Origin of the sequence: Pantoea eucrina (assembly GCF_020079945.1) — a bacterium.
GTDB lineage: Bacteria > Pseudomonadota > Gammaproteobacteria > Enterobacterales > Enterobacteriaceae > Pantoea > Pantoea eucrina.
In genome coordinates this window covers 576,418-594,425 of the sequence record NZ_CP083448.1, presented here as the reverse complement: position 1 = coordinate 594,425, position 18,008 = coordinate 576,418, and the positions used below count along the sequence as shown (strand labels likewise).

Genomic DNA, 18,008 nt, shown 5'->3' with positions numbered 1-18,008 from the left:
CGTGTTTAAGCATTATTCATGGCAGAAATAGCGCAAGGGAAACCACAGAGTAAATCGCTGCTTTTTCCATCACTCCTTAGCACAAAAAGCAAAAGCAGGTGCAAAGTCGCGCGCTTATCACTATTCTGGTCGCCTGAATAGCGTCTCGCTACAGAGAGCCAGTCTGAATTCGTAAAGAAAAGATTACACGCAGTATCACAGCCTTAAGTGCGGGCACTGCAGGCGCACAATAACAATACAAAGAGGTTTGTATGGAACAACAGCATGGCGAAGCGCTGCATCGCGGCCTGAAGAATCGCCATATCCAGCTGATCGCGCTGGGCGGTGCCGTCGGCACCGGCCTGTTTCTGGGTAGCGCATCGGTTATTAAATCTGCCGGCCCGGCCGTGATTCTGGGTTATGCCATTGCCGGATTTATCGCCTTTTTAATTATGCGCCAGCTGGGCGAAATGGTGGTTGAGGAGCCGGTTGCCGGCAGCTTCAGCCATTTTGCCTACAAATACTGGGGCAATTTTGCCGGCTTCGCCTCTGGCTGGAACTACTGGGTGCTCTATGTGCTGGTTGCAATGGCCGAACTCAGCGCCGTCGGCAAATATATTCAGTTCTGGTATCCCGATTTTCCTGCCTGGGCCAGCGCCGCTATTTTCTTTGTCGTCATCAATGCCATTAACCTGACCAACGTCAAAGTGTTTGGTGAGATGGAGTTCTGGTTCGCCATTATCAAAGTCGTGGCCGTTATCGGCATGATCCTGTTTGGCGGCTGGCTGCTGTTCAGCGGCAACGCCGGTCCGCAGGCATCCGTCAGCAACCTGTGGGCTCAGGGCGGCTTTCTGCCGCACGGCATGACCGGTCTGGTTATGATGATGGCGATTATTATGTTCTCCTTTGGCGGCCTGGAGCTGGTAGGCATTACCGCTGCAGAAGCGGACAACCCGGAAGAGAGCATTCCTAAAGCCACTAATCAGGTGCTGTGGCGCATTCTGATTTTTTACATTGGCTCACTGGCAGTGCTGCTGTCGCTGCTGCCCTGGACGCGCGTCACCGCTGACACCAGTCCGTTTGTCCTGATCTTCCATGAGCTGGGTGATGCGCTGGTCGCGAATGCGCTGAACGTCGTGATCCTGACGGCGGCGCTCTCGGTCTATAACAGCTGTGTTTACTGCAACAGTCGTATGCTGTTCGGCCTGGCCCAGCAGGGCAATGCGCCAAAAGCGCTGCTCAGGGTTGATCGTCGTGGCGTACCGGTTGCCACCATTATGGTCTCAGCGGTCGCTACCGCGCTGTGCGTGTTGATTAACTATCTTATGCCGGGAGAAGCCTTTGGCATCCTGATGTCTCTGGTGGTGTCGGCCCTGGTTATCAACTGGGCGATGATTAGCCTGGCACATATGAAATTCCGCCGTAAGAAAGATCAGCAGGGTGTCACTACGCGCTTCCGCGCGGTGCTCTACCCGGCCGGTAACTGGCTCTGCCTGCTGTTTATGGCCGCCGTGCTGGTGATCATGGCGATGACGCCTGGAATGGCGATCTCGGTATGGCTGATTCCGGTCTGGCTGGTTATTCTGGCGGTGGGTTACGCCATTAAAAACAAAACGCAGAAAGCCTGATAGTCCCGCGTGCCCGGTTCATCTGACCGGGCACCTCTGCCGATCGTCCTCACACTTTTTTCCCTGCACCCGTTTTGTCCATCTACGCGACTCATTGTTGATCACCCCTGCCTGCCGTTTGCGCTGATACTTTTCGCTCCACTTGTCGCAGGAGACGACGATGAAAAGTGCTGCACTCTCATTCAGAGAAAAACTGGGATATGGCATGGGCGATGCCGGCTGTAACATGATTGGTGGCGCGATCATGCTGTTTCTGAACTACTTTTACACCGATGTTTTTGGCCTGGCACCGGCGCTGGTCGGCGTACTGCTGCTTTCAGTACGCGTGCTGGATGCGGTAACAGACCCCATCATGGGCGCGATAGCGGATCGTACCCAGAGCCGATGGGGCCGCTTCCGTCCCTGGCTGCTCTGGGTCTCAGTGCCATATGTTCTGTTCAGCGTACTGATGTTTACCACGCCGGACTGGAGCTATGAAAACAAAGTTATCTGGGCCTTTGTCACCTATTTCCTGATGTCGCTGACCTATACCGCCATCAATATTCCCTACTGTTCACTGGGCGGCGTTATCACCAGCGATCCGGGCGAGCGCGTTTCCTGTCAGTCTTATCGCTTCGTGATGGTGGGTGTCGCCACGCTGATCCTCTCACTCTCACTGCTGCCTATGGCGGAGTGGTTTGGCGGTGACAACAAGGCGCGCGGCTATCAGCTGGCGATGAGCGTGCTGGCGCTGATTGGCCTGGCGATGTTTCTGTTCTGTTTTGCTAACGTCCGCGAACGAATCCGGCCTGCGGTGCCGACGCATGACGATCTGAAGAAAGACCTGCGCGATATCTGGAAAAACGATCAGTGGGTGCGCATTCTGCTGCTGACCTTCTGCAACGTCTGTCCCGGCTTTATCCGCATGGCGGCCACCATGTATTACGTGACCTGGGTCATGGGCCAGTCGACGCATTTTGCCACGCTGTTTATCAGCCTTGGCGTGATCGGCATGATGGGTGGCAGCACGCTGGCAAAATATCTCACCGACCGCTGGTGCAAGCTGAAGGTCTTTTTCTGGACCAATATCGCCCTGGCGCTCTTCTCCTGCGGGTTTTACTGGATCGATCCACACGCTACCGTCACGGTGGTGGTGGCCTATTTCCTGCTGAATATTCTGCATCAGATCCCCTCGCCGCTGCACTGGTCGCTGATGGCCGATGTGGATGACTATGGCGAGTGGAAAACCGGCAAGCGTATTACCGGTATGAGCTTTTCCGGCAATCTCTTTTTTCTCAAGGTCGGGCTGGCGGTTGCTGGTGCCATGGTCGGCTTTTTGCTGTCGGTTTACGGCTATGACGCGGGTGCAAAACAGCAGTCCGCCAGCGCCGTCAACGGCATTATGCTGCTCTTTACCGTAATACCCGGTGTCGGCTACCTGATCACCGCAGGCGTAGTGCGCCTGATGAAAGTGGATCGCAAGCTGATGCGCACGATTCAAGATGACCTGGCGCTGCGCCGCGCTAACTTTCGCGATTTGTCCGCTCCATCCCCGGCCGCAACCACTCAACCCGGAGAGATCAAATGACCTGGCCTAACCCTTTTATTACGCAGCGCGCCGATCCCTTTATTCTGCGGCACGGCGCTGGCTACTACTTTATCGCCTCAGTACCGGAATACGATCGGCTGGAGCTGCGCCACGCCAGCACGCTTGCGGGACTGCGTGAGGCACCCGCCGTTACCGTCTGGCGCAAGCCGGATCAGGGTGAATACAGTGAGCTGATCTGGGCGCCCGAGCTGCACCACATTAATGGTCAGTGGGTCATCTACTTTGCGGCAGCGCCGAGCCGGGAAATTAAAGAGGGGCTGTTTCAGCATCGCATGTATGCGCTGGTCTGCGATGATGCCGATCCGCTGACCGGCTACTGGCAGCCCTGTCGCCGGGTCGAAACGCAGTTCGATAGCTTTGCGCTGGACGCCACCCATTTCGTCCATCAGGGTAAAAATTGGTATCTCTGGGCACAAAAAGATCCCGCTATTCCCGGTAATTCCAATCTTTATCTGGCCGAGCTGCTTAACCCCTGGACGCTTAAAGGCACGCCGGTGATGCTGAGCCGGCCTGAATATGAGTGGGAGTGTGCCGGCTTCAGCGTTAACGAAGGTCCGGCGGCGATCCGTCACGGCAACCGGCTGTTTGTGACCTACTCCGCCAGCGCGACCGATGAAAACTACTGTCTGGGTATGCTGAGTATTGACGTGCAGGCCGATCCGCGCGATCGCATCGCCTGGCAGAAGTCAGCGCGGCCGGTGTTTACCACCAGCTGGGAAAATCAGCAGTACGGGCCGGGACACAACAGTTTTACGACGGATGAAGCGGGACGCGACGTGCTGGTTTATCACGCCCGCAACTACACGGAAATTGAGGGCGATCCGCTGTGGGATCCCAATCGCCATACGCGCCTGAAATATTTCAGCTGGCGCGAGGATGGCACGCCCGATTTTGGCGTGCCTCCGGCGGATCACACCAGCGTGCCGTAGATAGTCAGGAGCGCCACCACCACCACCAGCACCAGCGAAGTGCGTTTTGCCAGCGCCACCGCCACGCGTGGGGTGGCGACTTTATCCGTGTGCGGATCGCGCGCCAGCGAGAACTGCGCCAGGCTGGTCAGCACCTGATACTGAGCGCGATGGAGGTCGCTCAGAGAAGCAAACCAGGCGGGCAGCGCGCGCTCGCCGTGACCCAGCAGCGCATAAGCGACGCCCGCCAGCCGTACCGGGATCCAGTCCAGCACGTGCAGCAGCGCATCAACACCTGAGGCAGCGCGTGCCTGATCTGATGCGTGTCGTGCCAGCCAGCTCTGCCAGGCGCGCAGAAAAGCGTACCCCACCAGCAGCACCGGCCCTCCGACCACGAACCAGAACAGCGGAGCGAGATAGAAACGGAAGTTGATCCAGATAAGCGCATTCTGCAGCTCGCGCAGGAACTCACGCTCGCTGCAGTTTGCCGGCACGCCATGAATGAGCGTCAGCTCTGCAGCCATCGCCTGGTGCGCCGCCTCATCATCACGGCTGGCAGCCTGCAGATAGTTATGATAATGCTGTCGCGCAGAACCGGCGCCGATACAGAGCAGTCCGGTCACAATCCAGAACAGCAGCTGCAGCAGCCCGAACAGCAGGCCATGCAGACTCCAGACCACCAGCCACACCAGCAGCATGGCTGCTGCGGTCATCAGAAGCGTCCGCGGCAGCGAAAAGCGCTGCCGGCCACGGAACAGCGGCTCCAGCCGGTGATCCAGCTGCCAGTGTTCGCCCATTTTAAACAGGCGTTCCCATCCCAGAACAAGTAACAAACTAAACAACGTCATAATGGCTCCTGCAGTGTCAGGTATTCTCCTGAGTAGTACCCTGTTTATAGCGTGACCAGTCAAACGCCGGGCCCGGATCGGTTTTACGCCCGGGTGCAATATCGCTATGGCCGGTAATACGATCGGCGGCCAGCGGATAGTGCTGCTGCAGCAGCGCGGTGACCTGCTGCAGCATGGCGTACTGGGCGTCGGTGTAAGGCAGCGTGTCGGTGCCTTCCAGCTCAATACCAATAGAAAAGTCGTTGCAGTTTTCCCGCCCGCTGAAAGCCGAAACGCCCGCGTGCCAGGCGCGCTCGTTTAGTGAGACGTACTGTACCAGCTCACCGTCGCGGCGGATCAGGCAGTGCGCTGCCACGCGCAGCTGCGCGATATCAGCAAAATAGGGGTGTGCATCGGCAGGCAGCGAGCCGGTAAACAGACGATCGATCCACGGCCCGCCAAATTCGCCCGGCGGCAAACTGATGTTGTGGATCACCAGCAGCGACGGCGCTTCATTGTCGGGGCGTGCATTAAAGTGGGGCGAGGGCACCTTACGGGCGCTGCTGATCCAGCCCTGTTCCAGTTTCATCTCTCTCATCCTTAGCAAAATCAGGCCGAGAATATCACGATTCAGAGCAGGGTTTAGCGTCTTCGTGCGATAGCGCGCTTTCTCATCCTCCGGTCATTGCCGCTGCCGCTGCAAAAACAGGCCAGCGTCATAACGCTTCCGGTGGCCCTGTTCTGCCCGGCGTTGTGAGCCCACCCGGTACTGCAACTGTCGTTTGCTGCAACCGCTAAAAATGGCTGCGCGGCACGCTCCGTTTTTCAGGCGATACGCTTTCATCACCCGCGGGTGCTGCTTATCGTAGCGCTGCAGAACAAAGGAGCCCTGCTATGGAAAGACAACGCGGTTTTACCCTGATTGAACTGATGATCGTCATCGGCATCGTCGCTATTCTCAGCGCAATTGGCCTGCCTGCTTATCAAAATTACCTGCAGCGCGCAGCGCTGACTGACATGCTGCAAACCATGTTGCCCTATAAAACGGCGGTGGAACTCTGCGCCATTGAGCGCGGCGGTCCGGCACAGTGTCAGGCTGGTGAACACGGCATTCCGGCGGCCAGAGGCTCGCGCTATGTCGCCTCGCTCACCGTTACCGGTGGCGTGATTGCGCTTACCGGCCAGGAGAACCTCAGCGGGCTGAGCGTGGAGATGCAGCCCGTCTGGAACACGGCTGAAGGCATGCTTAACTGGCAGCGCAGCTGTACCAGCAGCAGCAGCAGCCTGCGCGATAACTGTCTGAACCAGTTCCGGTTTGCAGATAAGGATGAGACCAATGGCTGAGCATGATCCGACACTGCTGGCGCTGTGCGCCCGCTATCAGGCGCGGCTGCTGCAGCATGATGACACCCGGCTGCGCGTAGCCGTTACCGACTCTCCCCACCCGCAGCTGCTGGAGGCGCTGCAGTTCGCCTGCCAGCGTCAGGTAGAGATTGAGTGCTGGCCGGCTGCCCGCATGGAGCAGGCGCTGCACCCGTCACTATCCGATGAGCGGCTGCCTGAGCAGCGCAGCGCAGCCTCAGCAACCGAGGCGGTAAACCAGATTTTGCATCAGGCCGTGCACCGACGCGCTTCAGATGTGCATATTGAGCCTCAGTCGCAGGGATTGCGTATCCGGCTGCGCATCGACGGCGTGCTACATAATCTGCCGCGCTTGCCGGAGGTGCAGCCGGCAGCCGTGCTGGCGCGGCTGAAGGTGCTCGCCGGGCTTGATATTGCAGAGCGGCGTCTGCCGCAGGATGGGCAGTTTACCCAGGAGATAAACGGCAGCGATGCCGCCTTTCGCCTCGCCACGCTGCCGGTCAGCCACGGCGAAAAAGCCGTTGTACGCTTGCTGCAGGGTGAAAGCAGTGCGATTGCGCTGGATAAACTCGGTATGCCGCTGGCCCAGCTGCGTCTGCTGAAACAGGCTCTGATTAAACCGCAGGGATTGATTCTGGTGACCGGCCCGACCGGCAGCGGCAAAACCTTTACGCTCTACAGCAGCCTCAGCGCACTGAACGTGCCGGAAAAAAATATCTGCAGCGTTGAAGACCCGATAGAGATCCCGCTGACCGGCATCAATCAGACTCAGGTGCGCCCCCGCAGCGGTCTCGACTTTAATCGCGTACTGCGTGCCCTGCTGCGTCAGGATCCGGATGTGATCATGGTCGGTGAAATCCGCGACAGTGAAACGGCCAGTATTGCGGTAAAAGCGGCACAAACCGGCCACCTGGTTCTCTCCACGCTGCATACAAACTCTACCGCTGAAACGCTGACGCGCCTCAGACAGATGGAGATCCCGGGCTATCTGCTGGGGCCAGCGCTGCAGCTGGTGATTGCACAGCGTCTGGTTCGTCGTCTCTGCCTGCACTGTCGCCAGCCAGCACAGGCTATCGCTCATCTGCCTGCCACGCTCTGGCCCGGCACCCTGCAGACCTGGCGAGCGCCGGGCTGTGACCACTGTTTTTCCGGCTACTATGGGCGCCTTGCGCTGTTTGAAATCCTGCCGGTTAACAGCAGGCTGCAGAACGCCATCTCTTCAGAGATGCCGCTGGAACATGTGCTGACTCTCGCCAGCGAGCAGGGAATGAAAACCCTGCTCAGCGCCGGTCTTGAAGCGGTGAGCCGCGGGGAGACATCGTTTGAAGAGATGCAGCGCGTGGTAGGGCTGGACAATGGCTAAACTCTATCACTACCGCTGGCAGGCGCTGGACACCATGGGCGAGCTGCAGGCAGGAGAGTCGCTGCTGCGCGATCGGGCCGCGCTGCTGAATCAGCTCGCCGATCGCGGCATGCTGATCGTGAGCTGGCAACGCGGCCGCTGCTGGCGCAGACGCGACTGGAAATGGCAGCAAAAAATTGAGCTGATGCACCAGCTGGCTACGCTGCTAAAAGCGGGGTTACCGCTGGCTGAAAGCCTGATGCTGCTGGCGCAGGGGCATCCGCATGCCGGCTGGCGCGTAGTGCTCGCGGGTCTGCAGCAGCAGGTGCTGGCCGGAGAGGCATTTTCGCAGGCGCTGCGCACGTGGCCCGATCTCTTTCCGCCCCTCTTTTCTGCGCTGATGCAGGTCGGCGAAACCACCGGACAGCTCGACAGCTGCTGCCTGCGGCTGGCGCAGCAGCAGGCAAAGCAGCGCCTGCTGCTGCGCCAGAAGGTTGGCAAAGCGCTGCGCTATCCGCTCTTTATCCTGCTGGTGGCGCTGGCGGTCAGTGCCGGTATGCTATTGTTTGTGCTGCCGGAGTTTACTGCCGTCTATGCCAGCTTTGATGCACCACTGCCCGCCTTTACCGCAGGCGTTGTCGCGCTGTCAGAAGGCATGCGGCAGACCGCGCTGCCGCTGCTGCTGATCGCTGCCGGCTGTGCCATCGCAGCGCGCCAGATTGTACGCCGCTCCGCGCGCTGGCAGCGGTGCCTGCAGCATTTTATCCTGCGCCTGCCGCTGATCGCCCCGCTCTGGCGCGGTGCGCAGCTCAGCCAGATTTATGCCATTTTGCAGCTGACGCAGCAGGCAGGGCTTACGCTGCTGCACAGCCTGCAGACAGTGGAGATGACGCTGACGGCGCGTCTGTGGCGCGAAGCGATAGTACAGCTGCAGGCGCATATTGCTGCCGGTGCCCCGCTGCACCAGGCCCTGCAGCAGCATACGCTGTTTACGCCGCTCTGTGCCCAGCTGACAGGGGCCGGCGAAGAGGCTGGCGCGCTTGATATTATGCTGTCCCGGCTGGCAGAGTGGCATGAAACGGAAACCTCAAACCGGGCGGAGGCGCTGGCTGCTGCGCTTGAACCGGCGATGATGCTGGTGATCGGAGCGATCGTAGGCACGCTGGTTATCGCCATGTATCTGCCGGTATTTGGTCTGGGAGAGGTAATACGTTAACGGGCGCCTGCTGCGCCCGTCCGGAAGGTTTATCGGTTAAAAACGCGATTCTCCTGCTCTGCCACGCGAATAAACGTTGTACGCTTGGTCAGCTCTTTCAGACGTTCGGCGCCAACATAGGTACAGGCTGAACGCAGGCCGCCCAGAATATCTTTGACGGTCTCGGCAACCGGTCCGCGCAGCGGCAGCCGTACGGTCTTGCCCTCCGCCGCACGGTATTGCGCTACGCCGCCCACGTGGCGTTTCATCGCCGATTCAGAGCTCATGCCATAAAACAGCATAAACTGCTCGCCCTGCTCTTCCACAAGCGTGCCTTCACACTCATCGTGTGCCGCCAGCATACCGCCTAGCATGACGAAATCCGCGCCGCCGCCAAACGCTTTGGCAATATCGCCCGGCACGGAACAGCCGCCGTCGCTGACAATCTGTCCGCCCAGACCGTGCGCGGCATCGGCGCACTCAATCACTGCCGACAGCTGCGGATAACCGACGCCGGTTTTGACGCGCGTTGTGCAGACCGATCCCGGGCCGATACCTACTTTGACAATATCCGCACCTGACAGGATCAGCTCTTCCACCATCTCTCCCGTCACGACGTTACCGGCGCAGATGGTCTTATCCGGAAAGCGTTCACGCGCACGCTGCAGAAACGCAACAAAGTGCTCTGAGTAGCCGTTCGCCACGTCGATACAGATAAACTGAAGCTGCGGCGAGAGAGCAAAGATCGCATTCAGTTTAGTGAAATCCGCTTCTGAGGTCCCGGTTGATACCATCACGTAATTCAGCACGGAAGCGGGCACGCGCTGGATAAACGCCTGCCATGCATCAATACTATAGTGTTTATGAACTGCAGTAAGCACCTCAAAACCAGCCAGCGCTTCTGCCATGGTGAACGTGCCAACGGTATCCATATTTGCCGCGATAACCGGCACCCCGCACCACTTCAGAGCGGAGTGCTTAAAGGTAAAGGTACGTGCCAGTTCAACATCAGAACGGCTTTTGAGCGTTGAGCGTTTCGGGCGGATTAACACATCTTTAAAGCCCAGTTTGATATCTTCTTCAATACGCATAGCAGAGGGTCCTGGTTAGTGAAAACGAACCGCAGTTCGGGTAGCGCTCACGGCTCCAGTGTCGTTATCATACGCGCCATAACGGCGGTGGCAAGGGTGCGAATTTCACTTTACTTACGCTACAATCCGGTAAATTTAGCCGATCGCTAAGTATGTGATCGTCTTCTCACTTTTGTGACACTGCCGCCCTCTGATGCGCTGCATACCGGGAGAAAAATATGCTGTTTACCGTTGCGCTTACCGGCGGCATTGGTAGTGGTAAAAGCACCGTCGCTAACGCCTTTGCCGCTCTGGGCGTGGAGATCATTGATGCTGATGTGATCGCCCGCGAGGTGGTAGAGCCGGGCACGCCAGCGCTACAGGCGATTGTAAAACGCCATGGCGAATCCATTCTGACGGCAGAAGGCACGCTCTATCGCGCTCGTCTGCGGGAGATTATTTTCCAGCAGCCGCAGGAGAAAAACTGGCTTAATCAGCTGCTGCATCCGCTGATTAATGCCCGTACTCAACAGCTCAGGGCGCAGGCGTCATCCTCTTATGTTCTATGGGTGGTTCCCCTGCTGATTGAAAACAACCTGCAGCGCCAGGCCGATCGCGTGCTGGTGGTCGATGTAGATGAAGCGGTTCAGCTGCAGCGTACGCGTCAGCGCGACGGCGTGTCGCTGAGCCAGGCACAACGTATTCTTGCTGCGCAGGTGAGCCGCGAACAGCGCCTCGCCTGCGCCGATGATATTATTGATAATAGCGGCACACCCGAACAGGTGCTGCCGCGGGTTGCTGAACTTCACCAGCGTTATTTGCGCCTGGCAGCAACCGGACGGGATTAAGATAATGAGTACAGTTGTTCTGTTTGAGCATCCGCTGAATGAGAAGATGCGCACCTGGCTGCGCGTCGAGTTTTTACTCAATCAGCTGCATGAAACGGTACCGGTGAATCATTCCGTTGCCGCACTGGGCGTGTTTCGCATTCTTGCCGACCTGCTGGATATTTTTGAGCGCGGCGATATGCGGACCGAGCTGCTTAAAGAGCTGGAGCGTCAGCAGCAGAAACTGCGCGCCTGGCTGGATGTGCCCGGTGTTGATGAGCAGACGGTAAGCCAGCTCAGCAACCGCCTTAAACAGCTCTCCGCTGAGCTGCTGAGCGCACCGCGTATGGGCCAGCATCTGCGTGACGATCGGCTGATATCGCTGGTACGTCAGCGTCTCAGCATTCCCGGCGGCTGCTGCAGTTTTGATTTACCTGGCCTGCACATCTGGCTGCACCAGGAGCAGACGCTGCGCGATACGCAGGTAGCTGGCTGGCTGGCATCGCTTGAGCCGCTGCGTAACAGCCTGATGATGATCCTCGATCTTATCCGCCAGTCTGGCGTATTTCGTCATCAGACCAGCCTGAATGGATTTTATCAGGACAATGCTGAAGGAGCAGACCTGCTGCGGCTGCGGCTGACGCTGGAAGATGCGCTCTATCCGCAGATTTCAGGTCATAAAAGCCGTTACGCTATTCGTTTTTTGCCGCTGGATAGTGAACAGGGCGCGGTGCCTGCCCGCCTGAATTTTGAACTGGCCTGCTGTTAGAGGATATTATGCCGGAAGAGATGATTACCGTACCCTGCCCGAACTGCGGCAGAGATGTGATGTGGGATGAACTGAGCCCGTGGCGTCCGTTCTGCAGCAAACGCTGTCAGCTGATTGATCTTGGCGAATGGGCCGCAGAGGAAAAACGCATTCCCAGCAGTGGCGACCAGACCGACAGCGATGAGTGGAGTGAAGAGCAGCAATAAAACAGCAGGGGCATCGCGCCCCTGTTTCAGAGTTCGTCCGCCACCAGACGGGCAATCAGCGCATGGTTTGCAGCCGGAAACTCCTCTGCAATAAGATCGCGCTGCGCTACCCAGCGCTGCGGCTGCCCCTCGCGTCCCCATGGCTCACCCTGCCACGCTTCCACCAGAAAGAAATGCAGCGTGACGCGCAGGTCATCATAGGCGTGGTCAGCCTGGCCGATTGCGGTCGCACGGGTCACCTCAATACCGGTTTCCTCCATAAGCTCACGCTTCAGCGCCTGCTCCGCACTTTCATTCTGTTCAATTTTTCCGCCGGGGAACTCCCATTTGTTTGCCATATAAGAGCTGGCTGCGCGCTGCGCAAGGAAAATCTGGCGGCTGGCATTACGGATAATGCCGACTGCGACCTGCAGGTGCTTCATAGAGTTGATCCCGCTTTATTATCAAAGTGCGCAAAGTGTAAAACAGCGCGGCGCGGATGTTAATAACCCGTCCTGAACGGCGTCATAACCGTAAAAAAAAGGAGCCCGCAGGCTCCTTTTCAGGGTCAGGCCAGACGGCCGTGACACTGCTTATACTTTTTGCCCGAGCCACACGGGCAGGGATCGTTACGCCCGGTTTTACGTTCACCACCCTGGGCGGCAAGCGCCTCGGCGGCGGCGGTTTCATCATCCACGTGACTCAGCTGCTGCTGCTGTGCCAGACGTTCAGCTTCTTCGCGACGCTGCTGCTCCATCGCTTCAACTTCTTCCGGCATCCGCACCTGAACCTTGCTCAGCGTGCTGATCACTTCATACTTCAGTGACTCCAGCATTGCCGCAAACATGGCAAAGGATTCGCGCTTATATTCCTGCTTGGGATCTTTCTGGGCATAGCCGCGCAGATGGATCCCCTGACGCAGATAGTCCATCGCCGCCAGATGCTCTTTCCACAGTGAATCCAGCGTCTGCAGCATCACGCCTTTTTCGAAGTTGCGCATCATTTCGGTGCCGACAACCTCTTCTTTCGCCGCATAGCTTTCGCGCGCGCGGGTCATGATCCGTTCACGCAGCGTCTCTTCATGCAGATCCGGCTCTTTATCCAGCCACTCAGCAACCGGCAGATCGAGATCAAAATCGGTGCGCAGACGCTCTTCCAGGCCCGGCACGTCCCACATCTCTTCCAGCGACTGCGGCGGAATATAGGTGTCGATCGTCGCCTTAAACACATCCTCACGAATGCTGTTGATGGTGTCAGACACATCAGAGACATCCAGCAGTTCATTACGCTGGCTGTAGATAGCACGACGCTGGTCGTTTGCGACGTCATCATACTCCAGCAGCTGCTTACGAATATCGAAGTTGCGGCTCTCAACCTTGCGCTGCGCGTTTGCGATCGCTTTGGTCACCCACGGATGCTCAATCGCCTCACCTGGCTTCATGCCGAGTTTGCGCATCATGTTCGAAACGCGATCGGAGGCGAAGATACGCATCAGTGCATCTTCCATAGAGAGGTAGAAGCGAGAAGAGCCGGCATCGCCCTGACGACCGGCACGGCCGCGCAACTGGTTATCGATACGACGTGATTCATGACGCTCAGTACCGATGATATGCAGACCGCCTGAGGCCAGTACGGCATCGTGACGCAGTTTCCACGCCTCTTTAATCGCCTGCACCTGCTCTTCAGACGGCGCTTCCAGCGCGGCCACTTCAGCCTGCCAGCTGCCACCCAGCACGATGTCGGTACCACGACCCGCCATGTTGGTCGCGATAGTCACCGCTCCCGGCTGGCCTGCCTGCGCCACAATATCGGCTTCGCTGGCGTGGAATTTGGCGTTCAGCACGCTGTGTTTAATACCGGCGCGCGTCAGTTCATTAGAGACCACTTCTGATTTCTCAATCGAAATAGTCCCCACCAGCACCGGCTGGCCTTTTGCCGTACAGGTACGAATATCTTCAATGATGGCATCGATCTTCTCTTTCTCGGTCATGTAGACCAGATCGGCCATGTCTTTACGCACCATCGGACGGTTAGTTGGCACCACGATAGTGTCGAGCTTGTAAATCGAGCTGAATTCAAACGCTTCGGTGTCCGCCGTACCGGTCATACCGGCCAGCTTCTCATACAGACGGAAGTAGTTCTGGAAGGTGATGGACGCCAGCGTCTGGTTCTCATTCTGGATATCCGCTCCCTCTTTGGCTTCAATAGCCTGATGCAGACCATCAGACCAGCGGCGCCCCTGCATGGTACGGCCGGTGTGCTCATCAACAATGATGACCTCACCCTCTTTAACGATATAGTCGACGTCCCGCGTGAAGAGCGCGTGCGCCCGCAGCGCAGCGGTGACGTGATGCATCAGCATAATATTGGTTGGCGAGTAGAGCGACTCGCCCTCTTCCATAATGCCCTGGCTGACCAGCAGCTCTTCAACCTTGACCAGGCCGCGTTCAGTCATGTGCGCCTGACGCGCTTTCTCATCGACCCAGAAGTCGCCTTCTCCCTGGAAGTTGTCAGAATCTTCTTTTTCCTGACGAACCAGGTGCGGGATGATTTTATTAACTTTGATATAGAGATCGGAGCTATCTTCCGCCGGACCAGAGATGATCAGCGGCGTACGCGCCTCATCAATCAGAATGGAGTCGACTTCATCCACCAGCGCATAGTGCAGCTTACGCTGAACGCGCTCTTCCGGGCTGAATGCCATGTTGTCGCGCAGGTAGTCAAAGCCATATTCGTTATTGGTGCCGTAGGTGATATCAGCCGCGTAAGCTTCACGCTTGGCAACCGCAGGCATGCCTGGCAGGTTGATACCGATACTCAGGCCCAGAAACTCAAACAGCGCGCGGTTGTTCTCTGCATCACGTTGTGCCAGATAGTCGTTGACGGTAACTACGTGCACGCCTTTGCCGCTCAGCGCGTTCAGGTAAGCGGGCAGCGTGGCGGTCAGCGTTTTACCTTCACCGGTACGCATCTCCGCAATGCACCGCTCATTCAGCACCATACCGCCAATCAGCTGCACATCGAAGTGGCGCATGCCAAATACGCGCTTACTCGCTTCGCGTACGGTGGCGAACGCTTCCGGGATCAGGCTCTCCAGCGCTTCGCCCTTTTCCAGACGCGCGCGGAATTCATTGGTTTTTGCTTTCAGTTCATCATCTGACAGTTTGACGAACTCAGGTTCCATCTTATTGATGACATCTACAGCTTTGCGCATGCGGCGCAGCGTACGATCGTTGCTGCTGCCAAACACTTTCGTTAACAGTTTGATTAACATGTTCAATTTTTCTCTTATCAGCCGGGATATCGCGGCCGGTTAACTCTTAAAAAGGGGAAAAGGGGGCGTAATCAGGCAACGAAAGGTCCGGCGCGGATACCATCGCTGGTAGCCTGCCAGTCAGCAACGGCATGAGCTATCGGAGAGTGATAGCAGGCGTACGGCAGTGTCAGATGCGCGGGCTGCGGCTGCACAGGCGATGTCAGCAGCGCCTGCAGCGAATCAATCAGCGCCAGCTTCTGTACGGCAAGCGGCAGCGCGATTTCAGCTTCAGCTTCGGTGGCCGGTGACAGACTGAATGAGAGGTGGCGGATCACCGTGCGGATAGCGTGCTGATGCCAGTAATCGACATTAGCGCCAGGCCGGCGGGCGCTCTCCTGCAGCCGGATCAGGTGATCAAAGTGAACCACATTGCCGGTGAACAGGCTGCTGACCGGGGAGTCGCTGGCGGAAGGCTCGGCGTTTTGCGCGCAGGCAGGCAGGCCCAGACTGGCCGCCACCATCCCCAGCAGGAGATGTGGCCAGAAATAGCGCCTGCCTAATTGTCGCCAGCGTGAAAAGAGTCCGATCACAATCCGTCCGCAACGTTAATAACACATCCATGCGGCTGACATGCTGTCAGCCCGCTTATATGAGCGCCAGATAATAGCACTTATGTACGGCTTCCACAGCAGAGATCGGGCGGCTTACGGCGGATTTCACGCTTTTCGTACAGCATTTCACCAGACAGGCGGGCATTTTGCGGGCGGGCTTCCACGCCATCAGAGAGGCGAAAAAAAACGGCGGATACCGCTGACCGGAGAGAGTGTCAGGGTATCCGCCGTTCTTATGACCGGCTGTTAAGCCAGGACTAAATTAGGTGCTTTAAACGCCAGCGGCAGCTCAGCTTCATCTTCGAAGGTGGCCCACTCCCAGGCTTCCTGTTTCGCCAGGACAGCCTGCAGCAGCTTGTTGTTTAACGCATGGCCTGATTTAAACGCCGAAAAGGCACCAATCACGTTGTGACCACACATAAACAAATCGCCGATAGCATCCAGCATTTTGTGTCGTACAAACTCATCTTCAAAGCGCAGGCCATCTTCATTCAGCACGCGGAAATCATCAAGGCCAATCGCACAATCTAAACTACCGCCCAGGCACAGGCCTTTAGACTGCAGATATTCAATTTCACGCATAAAGCCAAAGGTGCGCGCACGGCTGATCTGGCGGACAAATGCCTCAGCCGAGAAGTTGAGCTGGTAACGCTGCGAGCTTGAATCGATAGCCGGATGTTTGAAATCGATAGTGAAATCGAGCGAGAAACCGTTATACGGTTTGATCTCAGCCCACTTATCACCATCTTCTACCCGTACCGCCTGCTTAACGCGTACAAATTTTTTCGCGCTGTTAAGCTCTTCCACACCTGCATCCATCAGCAGGTAGACGAAAGGTGCTGCGCTGCCATCCATAATTGGAATTTCTGGTGCATCGACTTCCACAATAATGTTATCGATACCCAGACCCGCCAGCGCGGCGTTCAGGTGTTCTACCGTTGAAATACGTACGCCTTCATCGTTCACCAGGCAGGTACTCAGCATGGTGTCGCGCACGTATTTTGCATCAGCCGGGAAATCAACCGGTGGATTCAAGTCGGTGCGACGATAGATGACCCCGGTGTTAGCCGACGCAGGGCGTAAAGTCAGCGTGACTTTTTTGCCGGTATGTAAACCGACGCCAGTCGCCTGAACAATACGTTTTAGTGTCCTTTGTTTGATCATCGCATTATCTCGCAATATTACCATCCGACCGCCAGTATAAATTACCGGCGGGCGAAGACTTTAGCACAAAGAGCGGGAAATCCCAATTATCAGCTTATTCTTAATCTGCCTGTTTACGCAGGAACGCTGGAATATCAAGATAGTCAGGCTCTTTACCGGAAGCGGCCGGCTGTTCGTTAACAACTTTCGCAGCAGGTTTCTGCTCCTGCGGCAGCGGCGCCATGCCGTGCTGCTGATAGCGGTGATCCATAACCGGTTGCGAAGCAGGTTTATTGGTCACCAGAGTGATTTCCGGACGCTTATCCATACCGATGCCGGTGGCCACGACGGTGACACGCAGCTCATCATTCATCTCTGGATCCAGTGAGGTACCGATAACCACGGTCGCATTGTCAGAAGCGAATGCGCGGATAGTATTACCGACGGTTTCAAACTCATCCAGACGCAGATCGAAGCCGGCAGTGATGTTGACCAGCACGCCACGTGCGCCAGAGAGGTCGATATCTTCCAGCAGCGGACTGGAAATTGCCATTTCAGCAGCTTCTTCAGCACGATCTTCACCGCACGCCACGCCAGAGCCCATCATGGCATAACCCATTTCTGACATCACGGTACGCACGTCTGCAAAGTCGACGTTCATCAGACCCGGACGGGTAATCAGTTCAGCAATACCCTGAACCGCACCTTTCAGTACATCGTTTGCTGCGCCAAAAGCGTCCAGCAGCGAGATACCGCGGCCCAGCACTTTGAGCAGTTTGTCATTCGGGATGGTGATCAGGGAGTCAACGTGCTTGGAGAGCTCAGCAATACCCTGCTCAGCAAACGCCATACGTTTTTTGCCTTCAAAGTTGAACGGCTTGGTCACGACAGCAACGGTCAGAATCCCGAGATCTTTAGCCACTTCAGCGACAACAGGCGCAGCACCGGTACCGGTACCGCCGCCCATACCGGCTGCGATAAACACCATGTCTGCCCCATCCAGCGCAGAACGCAGTGCTTCGCGATCTTCTTCCGCTGAGGTACGACCGACTTCCGGGTTAGCCCCTGCGCCAAGACCTTTGGTGATATTGGTCCCGATCTGGATCGTCTGGCCGACCGCTGTTTTACGTAACGCCTGAGCGTCCGTGTTTACAGCAAAGAATTCCACACCTTCGATACGCTCGCGCACCATGTGCTCTACGGCGTTGCCACCGCCACCGCCGACGCCGATGACTTTAATCACCGCGTCATTGGTTAATTCCATAGGTTCAAACATGATTTCTCTCCGTTATGTGCCTGTTCGCCTGGAGATCATAAA

At 57.1% G+C, this 18,008-nt stretch carries 17 protein-coding genes; 9 read left to right on the top strand and 8 right to left on the bottom strand.

What is annotated here, in order from left to right; genetic code table 11:
- The first annotated feature begins 251 nt into the window (after positions 1-251).
- From aroP to LAC65_RS02680, 3 genes are all read left to right on the top strand, one after another.
- Positions 252-1,607, top strand: coding sequence for an aromatic amino acid transporter AroP (aroP, locus tag LAC65_RS02690; protein ID WP_039382624.1), 1,356 nt, complete (start codon positions 252-254; stop codon positions 1,605-1,607).
- A gap of 160 nt (positions 1,608-1,767) precedes the next feature.
- Positions 1,768-3,174 carry a glycoside-pentoside-hexuronide (GPH):cation symporter gene (locus LAC65_RS02685; protein ID WP_039382621.1) on the top strand — a complete coding sequence of 469 codons (1,407 nt, stop codon included), beginning with the start codon at positions 1,768-1,770 and terminating at the stop codon, positions 3,172-3,174.
- Positions 3,171-4,124 carry a glycoside hydrolase family 43 protein gene (locus LAC65_RS02680; RefSeq protein WP_039382619.1) on the top strand — a complete coding sequence of 318 codons (954 nt, stop codon included), beginning with the start codon at positions 3,171-3,173 and terminating at the stop codon, positions 4,122-4,124. The genes LAC65_RS02685 and LAC65_RS02680 overlap by 4 nt, the downstream gene beginning before the upstream one ends.
- Here LAC65_RS02680 and ampE read toward each other — a convergent pair.
- Together ampE and ampD are read right to left on the bottom strand one after the other, a co-directional pair.
- Positions 4,106-4,951 (bottom strand): beta-lactamase regulator AmpE, encoded by an 846-nt coding sequence (ampE, locus tag LAC65_RS02675; protein WP_039382616.1) that lies wholly within the window; start codon positions 4,949-4,951, stop codon positions 4,106-4,108. The two genes, LAC65_RS02680 and ampE, sit on opposite strands and share 19 nt — an antisense overlap.
- 16 nt (positions 4,952-4,967) lie before the next feature.
- Positions 4,968-5,519, bottom strand: a complete 552-nt coding sequence (gene ampD, locus LAC65_RS02670) for a 1,6-anhydro-N-acetylmuramyl-L-alanine amidase AmpD (protein WP_039382614.1) — start codon at positions 5,517-5,519, stop codon at positions 4,968-4,970.
- A 305-nt stretch (positions 5,520-5,824) separates the two neighbouring features.
- On the opposite strand from ampD, the gene ppdD reads away from it, so the two are divergent.
- From ppdD to hofC, 3 genes are read left to right on the top strand one after another with little or no spacing between them, the layout of a single operon-like run.
- On the top strand, positions 5,825-6,274 hold the full coding sequence (ppdD, locus tag LAC65_RS02665) for a prepilin peptidase-dependent pilin (RefSeq protein ID WP_039382612.1): 450 nt from the start codon (positions 5,825-5,827) through the stop codon (positions 6,272-6,274).
- The gene (gene gspE, locus LAC65_RS02660; protein ID WP_039382610.1) at positions 6,267-7,655 is read left to right on the top strand and encodes a type II secretion system protein GspE; all 1,389 of its coding nucleotides are present in this window, start codon (positions 6,267-6,269) and stop codon (positions 7,653-7,655) included. Before ppdD ends, gspE begins: the two co-directional genes overlap by 8 nt.
- On the top strand, positions 7,648-8,850 hold the full coding sequence (gene hofC, locus LAC65_RS02655) for a protein transport protein HofC (protein ID WP_039382608.1): 1,203 nt from the start codon (positions 7,648-7,650) through the stop codon (positions 8,848-8,850). Before gspE ends, hofC begins: the two co-directional genes overlap by 8 nt.
- Before the next feature lie 29 nt (positions 8,851-8,879).
- Here the strand turns inward: hofC and LAC65_RS02650 are convergent, their stop codons facing one another.
- On the bottom strand, positions 8,880-9,920 hold the full coding sequence (locus LAC65_RS02650; protein ID WP_039382606.1) for a GMP reductase: 1,041 nt from the start codon (positions 9,918-9,920) through the stop codon (positions 8,880-8,882).
- Between the two features lie 218 nt (positions 9,921-10,138).
- Here LAC65_RS02650 and coaE point away from each other — a divergent pair, with 218 nt between their 5' ends.
- The 3 genes from coaE to yacG are packed head-to-tail and all read left to right on the top strand — an operon-like array spanning position 10,139 to position 11,701.
- Positions 10,139-10,747: a dephospho-CoA kinase gene (gene coaE / locus LAC65_RS02645; protein WP_039382604.1), complete on the top strand. Its 609-nt coding sequence runs from the start codon at positions 10,139-10,141 to the stop codon at positions 10,745-10,747.
- A 4-nt stretch (positions 10,748-10,751) separates the two neighbouring features.
- A complete protein-coding gene (zapD, locus tag LAC65_RS02640; protein WP_039382603.1) occupies positions 10,752-11,495 on the top strand; it encodes a cell division protein ZapD in 744 nt (247 codons plus the stop codon).
- Positions 11,496-11,503: 8 nt separating this feature from the next.
- Positions 11,504-11,701: a DNA gyrase inhibitor YacG gene (gene yacG, locus LAC65_RS02635; protein ID WP_039382601.1), complete on the top strand. Its 198-nt coding sequence runs from the start codon at positions 11,504-11,506 to the stop codon at positions 11,699-11,701.
- 26 nt (positions 11,702-11,727) lie between these two features.
- Here the strand turns inward: yacG and mutT are convergent, their stop codons facing one another.
- The 5 genes from mutT to ftsZ form a co-directional block, all read right to left on the bottom strand.
- A complete protein-coding gene (mutT, locus tag LAC65_RS02630; protein WP_039382599.1) occupies positions 11,728-12,123 on the bottom strand; it encodes an 8-oxo-dGTP diphosphatase MutT in 396 nt (131 codons plus the stop codon).
- Between the two features lie 125 nt (positions 12,124-12,248).
- Positions 12,249-14,954: a preprotein translocase subunit SecA gene (gene secA / locus LAC65_RS02625; protein ID WP_071669073.1), complete on the bottom strand. Its 2,706-nt coding sequence runs from the start codon at positions 14,952-14,954 to the stop codon at positions 12,249-12,251.
- A gap of 71 nt (positions 14,955-15,025) precedes the next feature.
- Positions 15,026-15,526: a secA translation cis-regulator SecM gene (gene secM, locus LAC65_RS02620; RefSeq protein WP_039382596.1), complete on the bottom strand. Its 501-nt coding sequence runs from the start codon at positions 15,524-15,526 to the stop codon at positions 15,026-15,028.
- Between the two features lie 267 nt (positions 15,527-15,793).
- Positions 15,794-16,711 (bottom strand): UDP-3-O-acyl-N-acetylglucosamine deacetylase, encoded by a 918-nt coding sequence (gene lpxC / locus LAC65_RS02615; RefSeq protein WP_039382593.1) that lies wholly within the window; start codon positions 16,709-16,711, stop codon positions 15,794-15,796.
- A gap of 100 nt (positions 16,712-16,811) precedes the next feature.
- Positions 16,812-17,966, bottom strand: coding sequence for a cell division protein FtsZ (gene ftsZ / locus LAC65_RS02610; RefSeq protein ID WP_039382590.1), 1,155 nt, complete (start codon positions 17,964-17,966; stop codon positions 16,812-16,814).
- Positions 17,967-18,008 lie beyond the last annotated feature (42 nt).

What these genes read in the sequence shown, in the direction of transcription:
- aroP (WP_039382624.1), top strand. Translation starts at nt 252, where the DNA reads ATGGAACAACAGCATGGCGAAGCGCTGCATCGCGGCCTGAAGAATCGC.
- LAC65_RS02685 (WP_039382621.1), top strand. Translation starts at nt 1,768, where the DNA reads ATGAAAAGTGCTGCACTCTCATTCAGAGAAAAACTGGGATATGGCATG.
- LAC65_RS02680 (WP_039382619.1), top strand. Translation starts at nt 3,171, where the DNA reads ATGACCTGGCCTAACCCTTTTATTACGCAGCGCGCCGATCCCTTTATT.
- ampE (WP_039382616.1), bottom strand. Translation starts at nt 4,951, where the DNA reads ATGACGTTGTTTAGTTTGTTACTTGTTCTGGGATGGGAACGCCTGTTT.
- ampD (WP_039382614.1), bottom strand. Translation starts at nt 5,519, where the DNA reads ATGAAACTGGAACAGGGCTGGATCAGCAGCGCCCGTAAGGTGCCCTCG.
- ppdD (WP_039382612.1), top strand. Translation starts at nt 5,825, where the DNA reads ATGGAAAGACAACGCGGTTTTACCCTGATTGAACTGATGATCGTCATC.
- gspE (WP_039382610.1), top strand. Translation starts at nt 6,267, where the DNA reads ATGGCTGAGCATGATCCGACACTGCTGGCGCTGTGCGCCCGCTATCAG.
- hofC (WP_039382608.1), top strand. Translation starts at nt 7,648, where the DNA reads ATGGCTAAACTCTATCACTACCGCTGGCAGGCGCTGGACACCATGGGC.
- LAC65_RS02650 (WP_039382606.1), bottom strand. Translation starts at nt 9,920, where the DNA reads ATGCGTATTGAAGAAGATATCAAACTGGGCTTTAAAGATGTGTTAATC.
- coaE (WP_039382604.1), top strand. Translation starts at nt 10,139, where the DNA reads ATGCTGTTTACCGTTGCGCTTACCGGCGGCATTGGTAGTGGTAAAAGC.
- zapD (WP_039382603.1), top strand. Translation starts at nt 10,752, where the DNA reads ATGAGTACAGTTGTTCTGTTTGAGCATCCGCTGAATGAGAAGATGCGC.
- yacG (WP_039382601.1), top strand. Translation starts at nt 11,504, where the DNA reads ATGCCGGAAGAGATGATTACCGTACCCTGCCCGAACTGCGGCAGAGAT.
- mutT (WP_039382599.1), bottom strand. Translation starts at nt 12,123, where the DNA reads ATGAAGCACCTGCAGGTCGCAGTCGGCATTATCCGTAATGCCAGCCGC.
- secA (WP_071669073.1), bottom strand. Translation starts at nt 14,954, where the DNA reads ATGTTAATCAAACTGTTAACGAAAGTGTTTGGCAGCAGCAACGATCGT.
- lpxC (WP_039382593.1), bottom strand. Translation starts at nt 16,711, where the DNA reads ATGATCAAACAAAGGACACTAAAACGTATTGTTCAGGCGACTGGCGTC.
- ftsZ (WP_039382590.1), bottom strand. Translation starts at nt 17,966, where the DNA reads ATGTTTGAACCTATGGAATTAACCAATGACGCGGTGATTAAAGTCATC.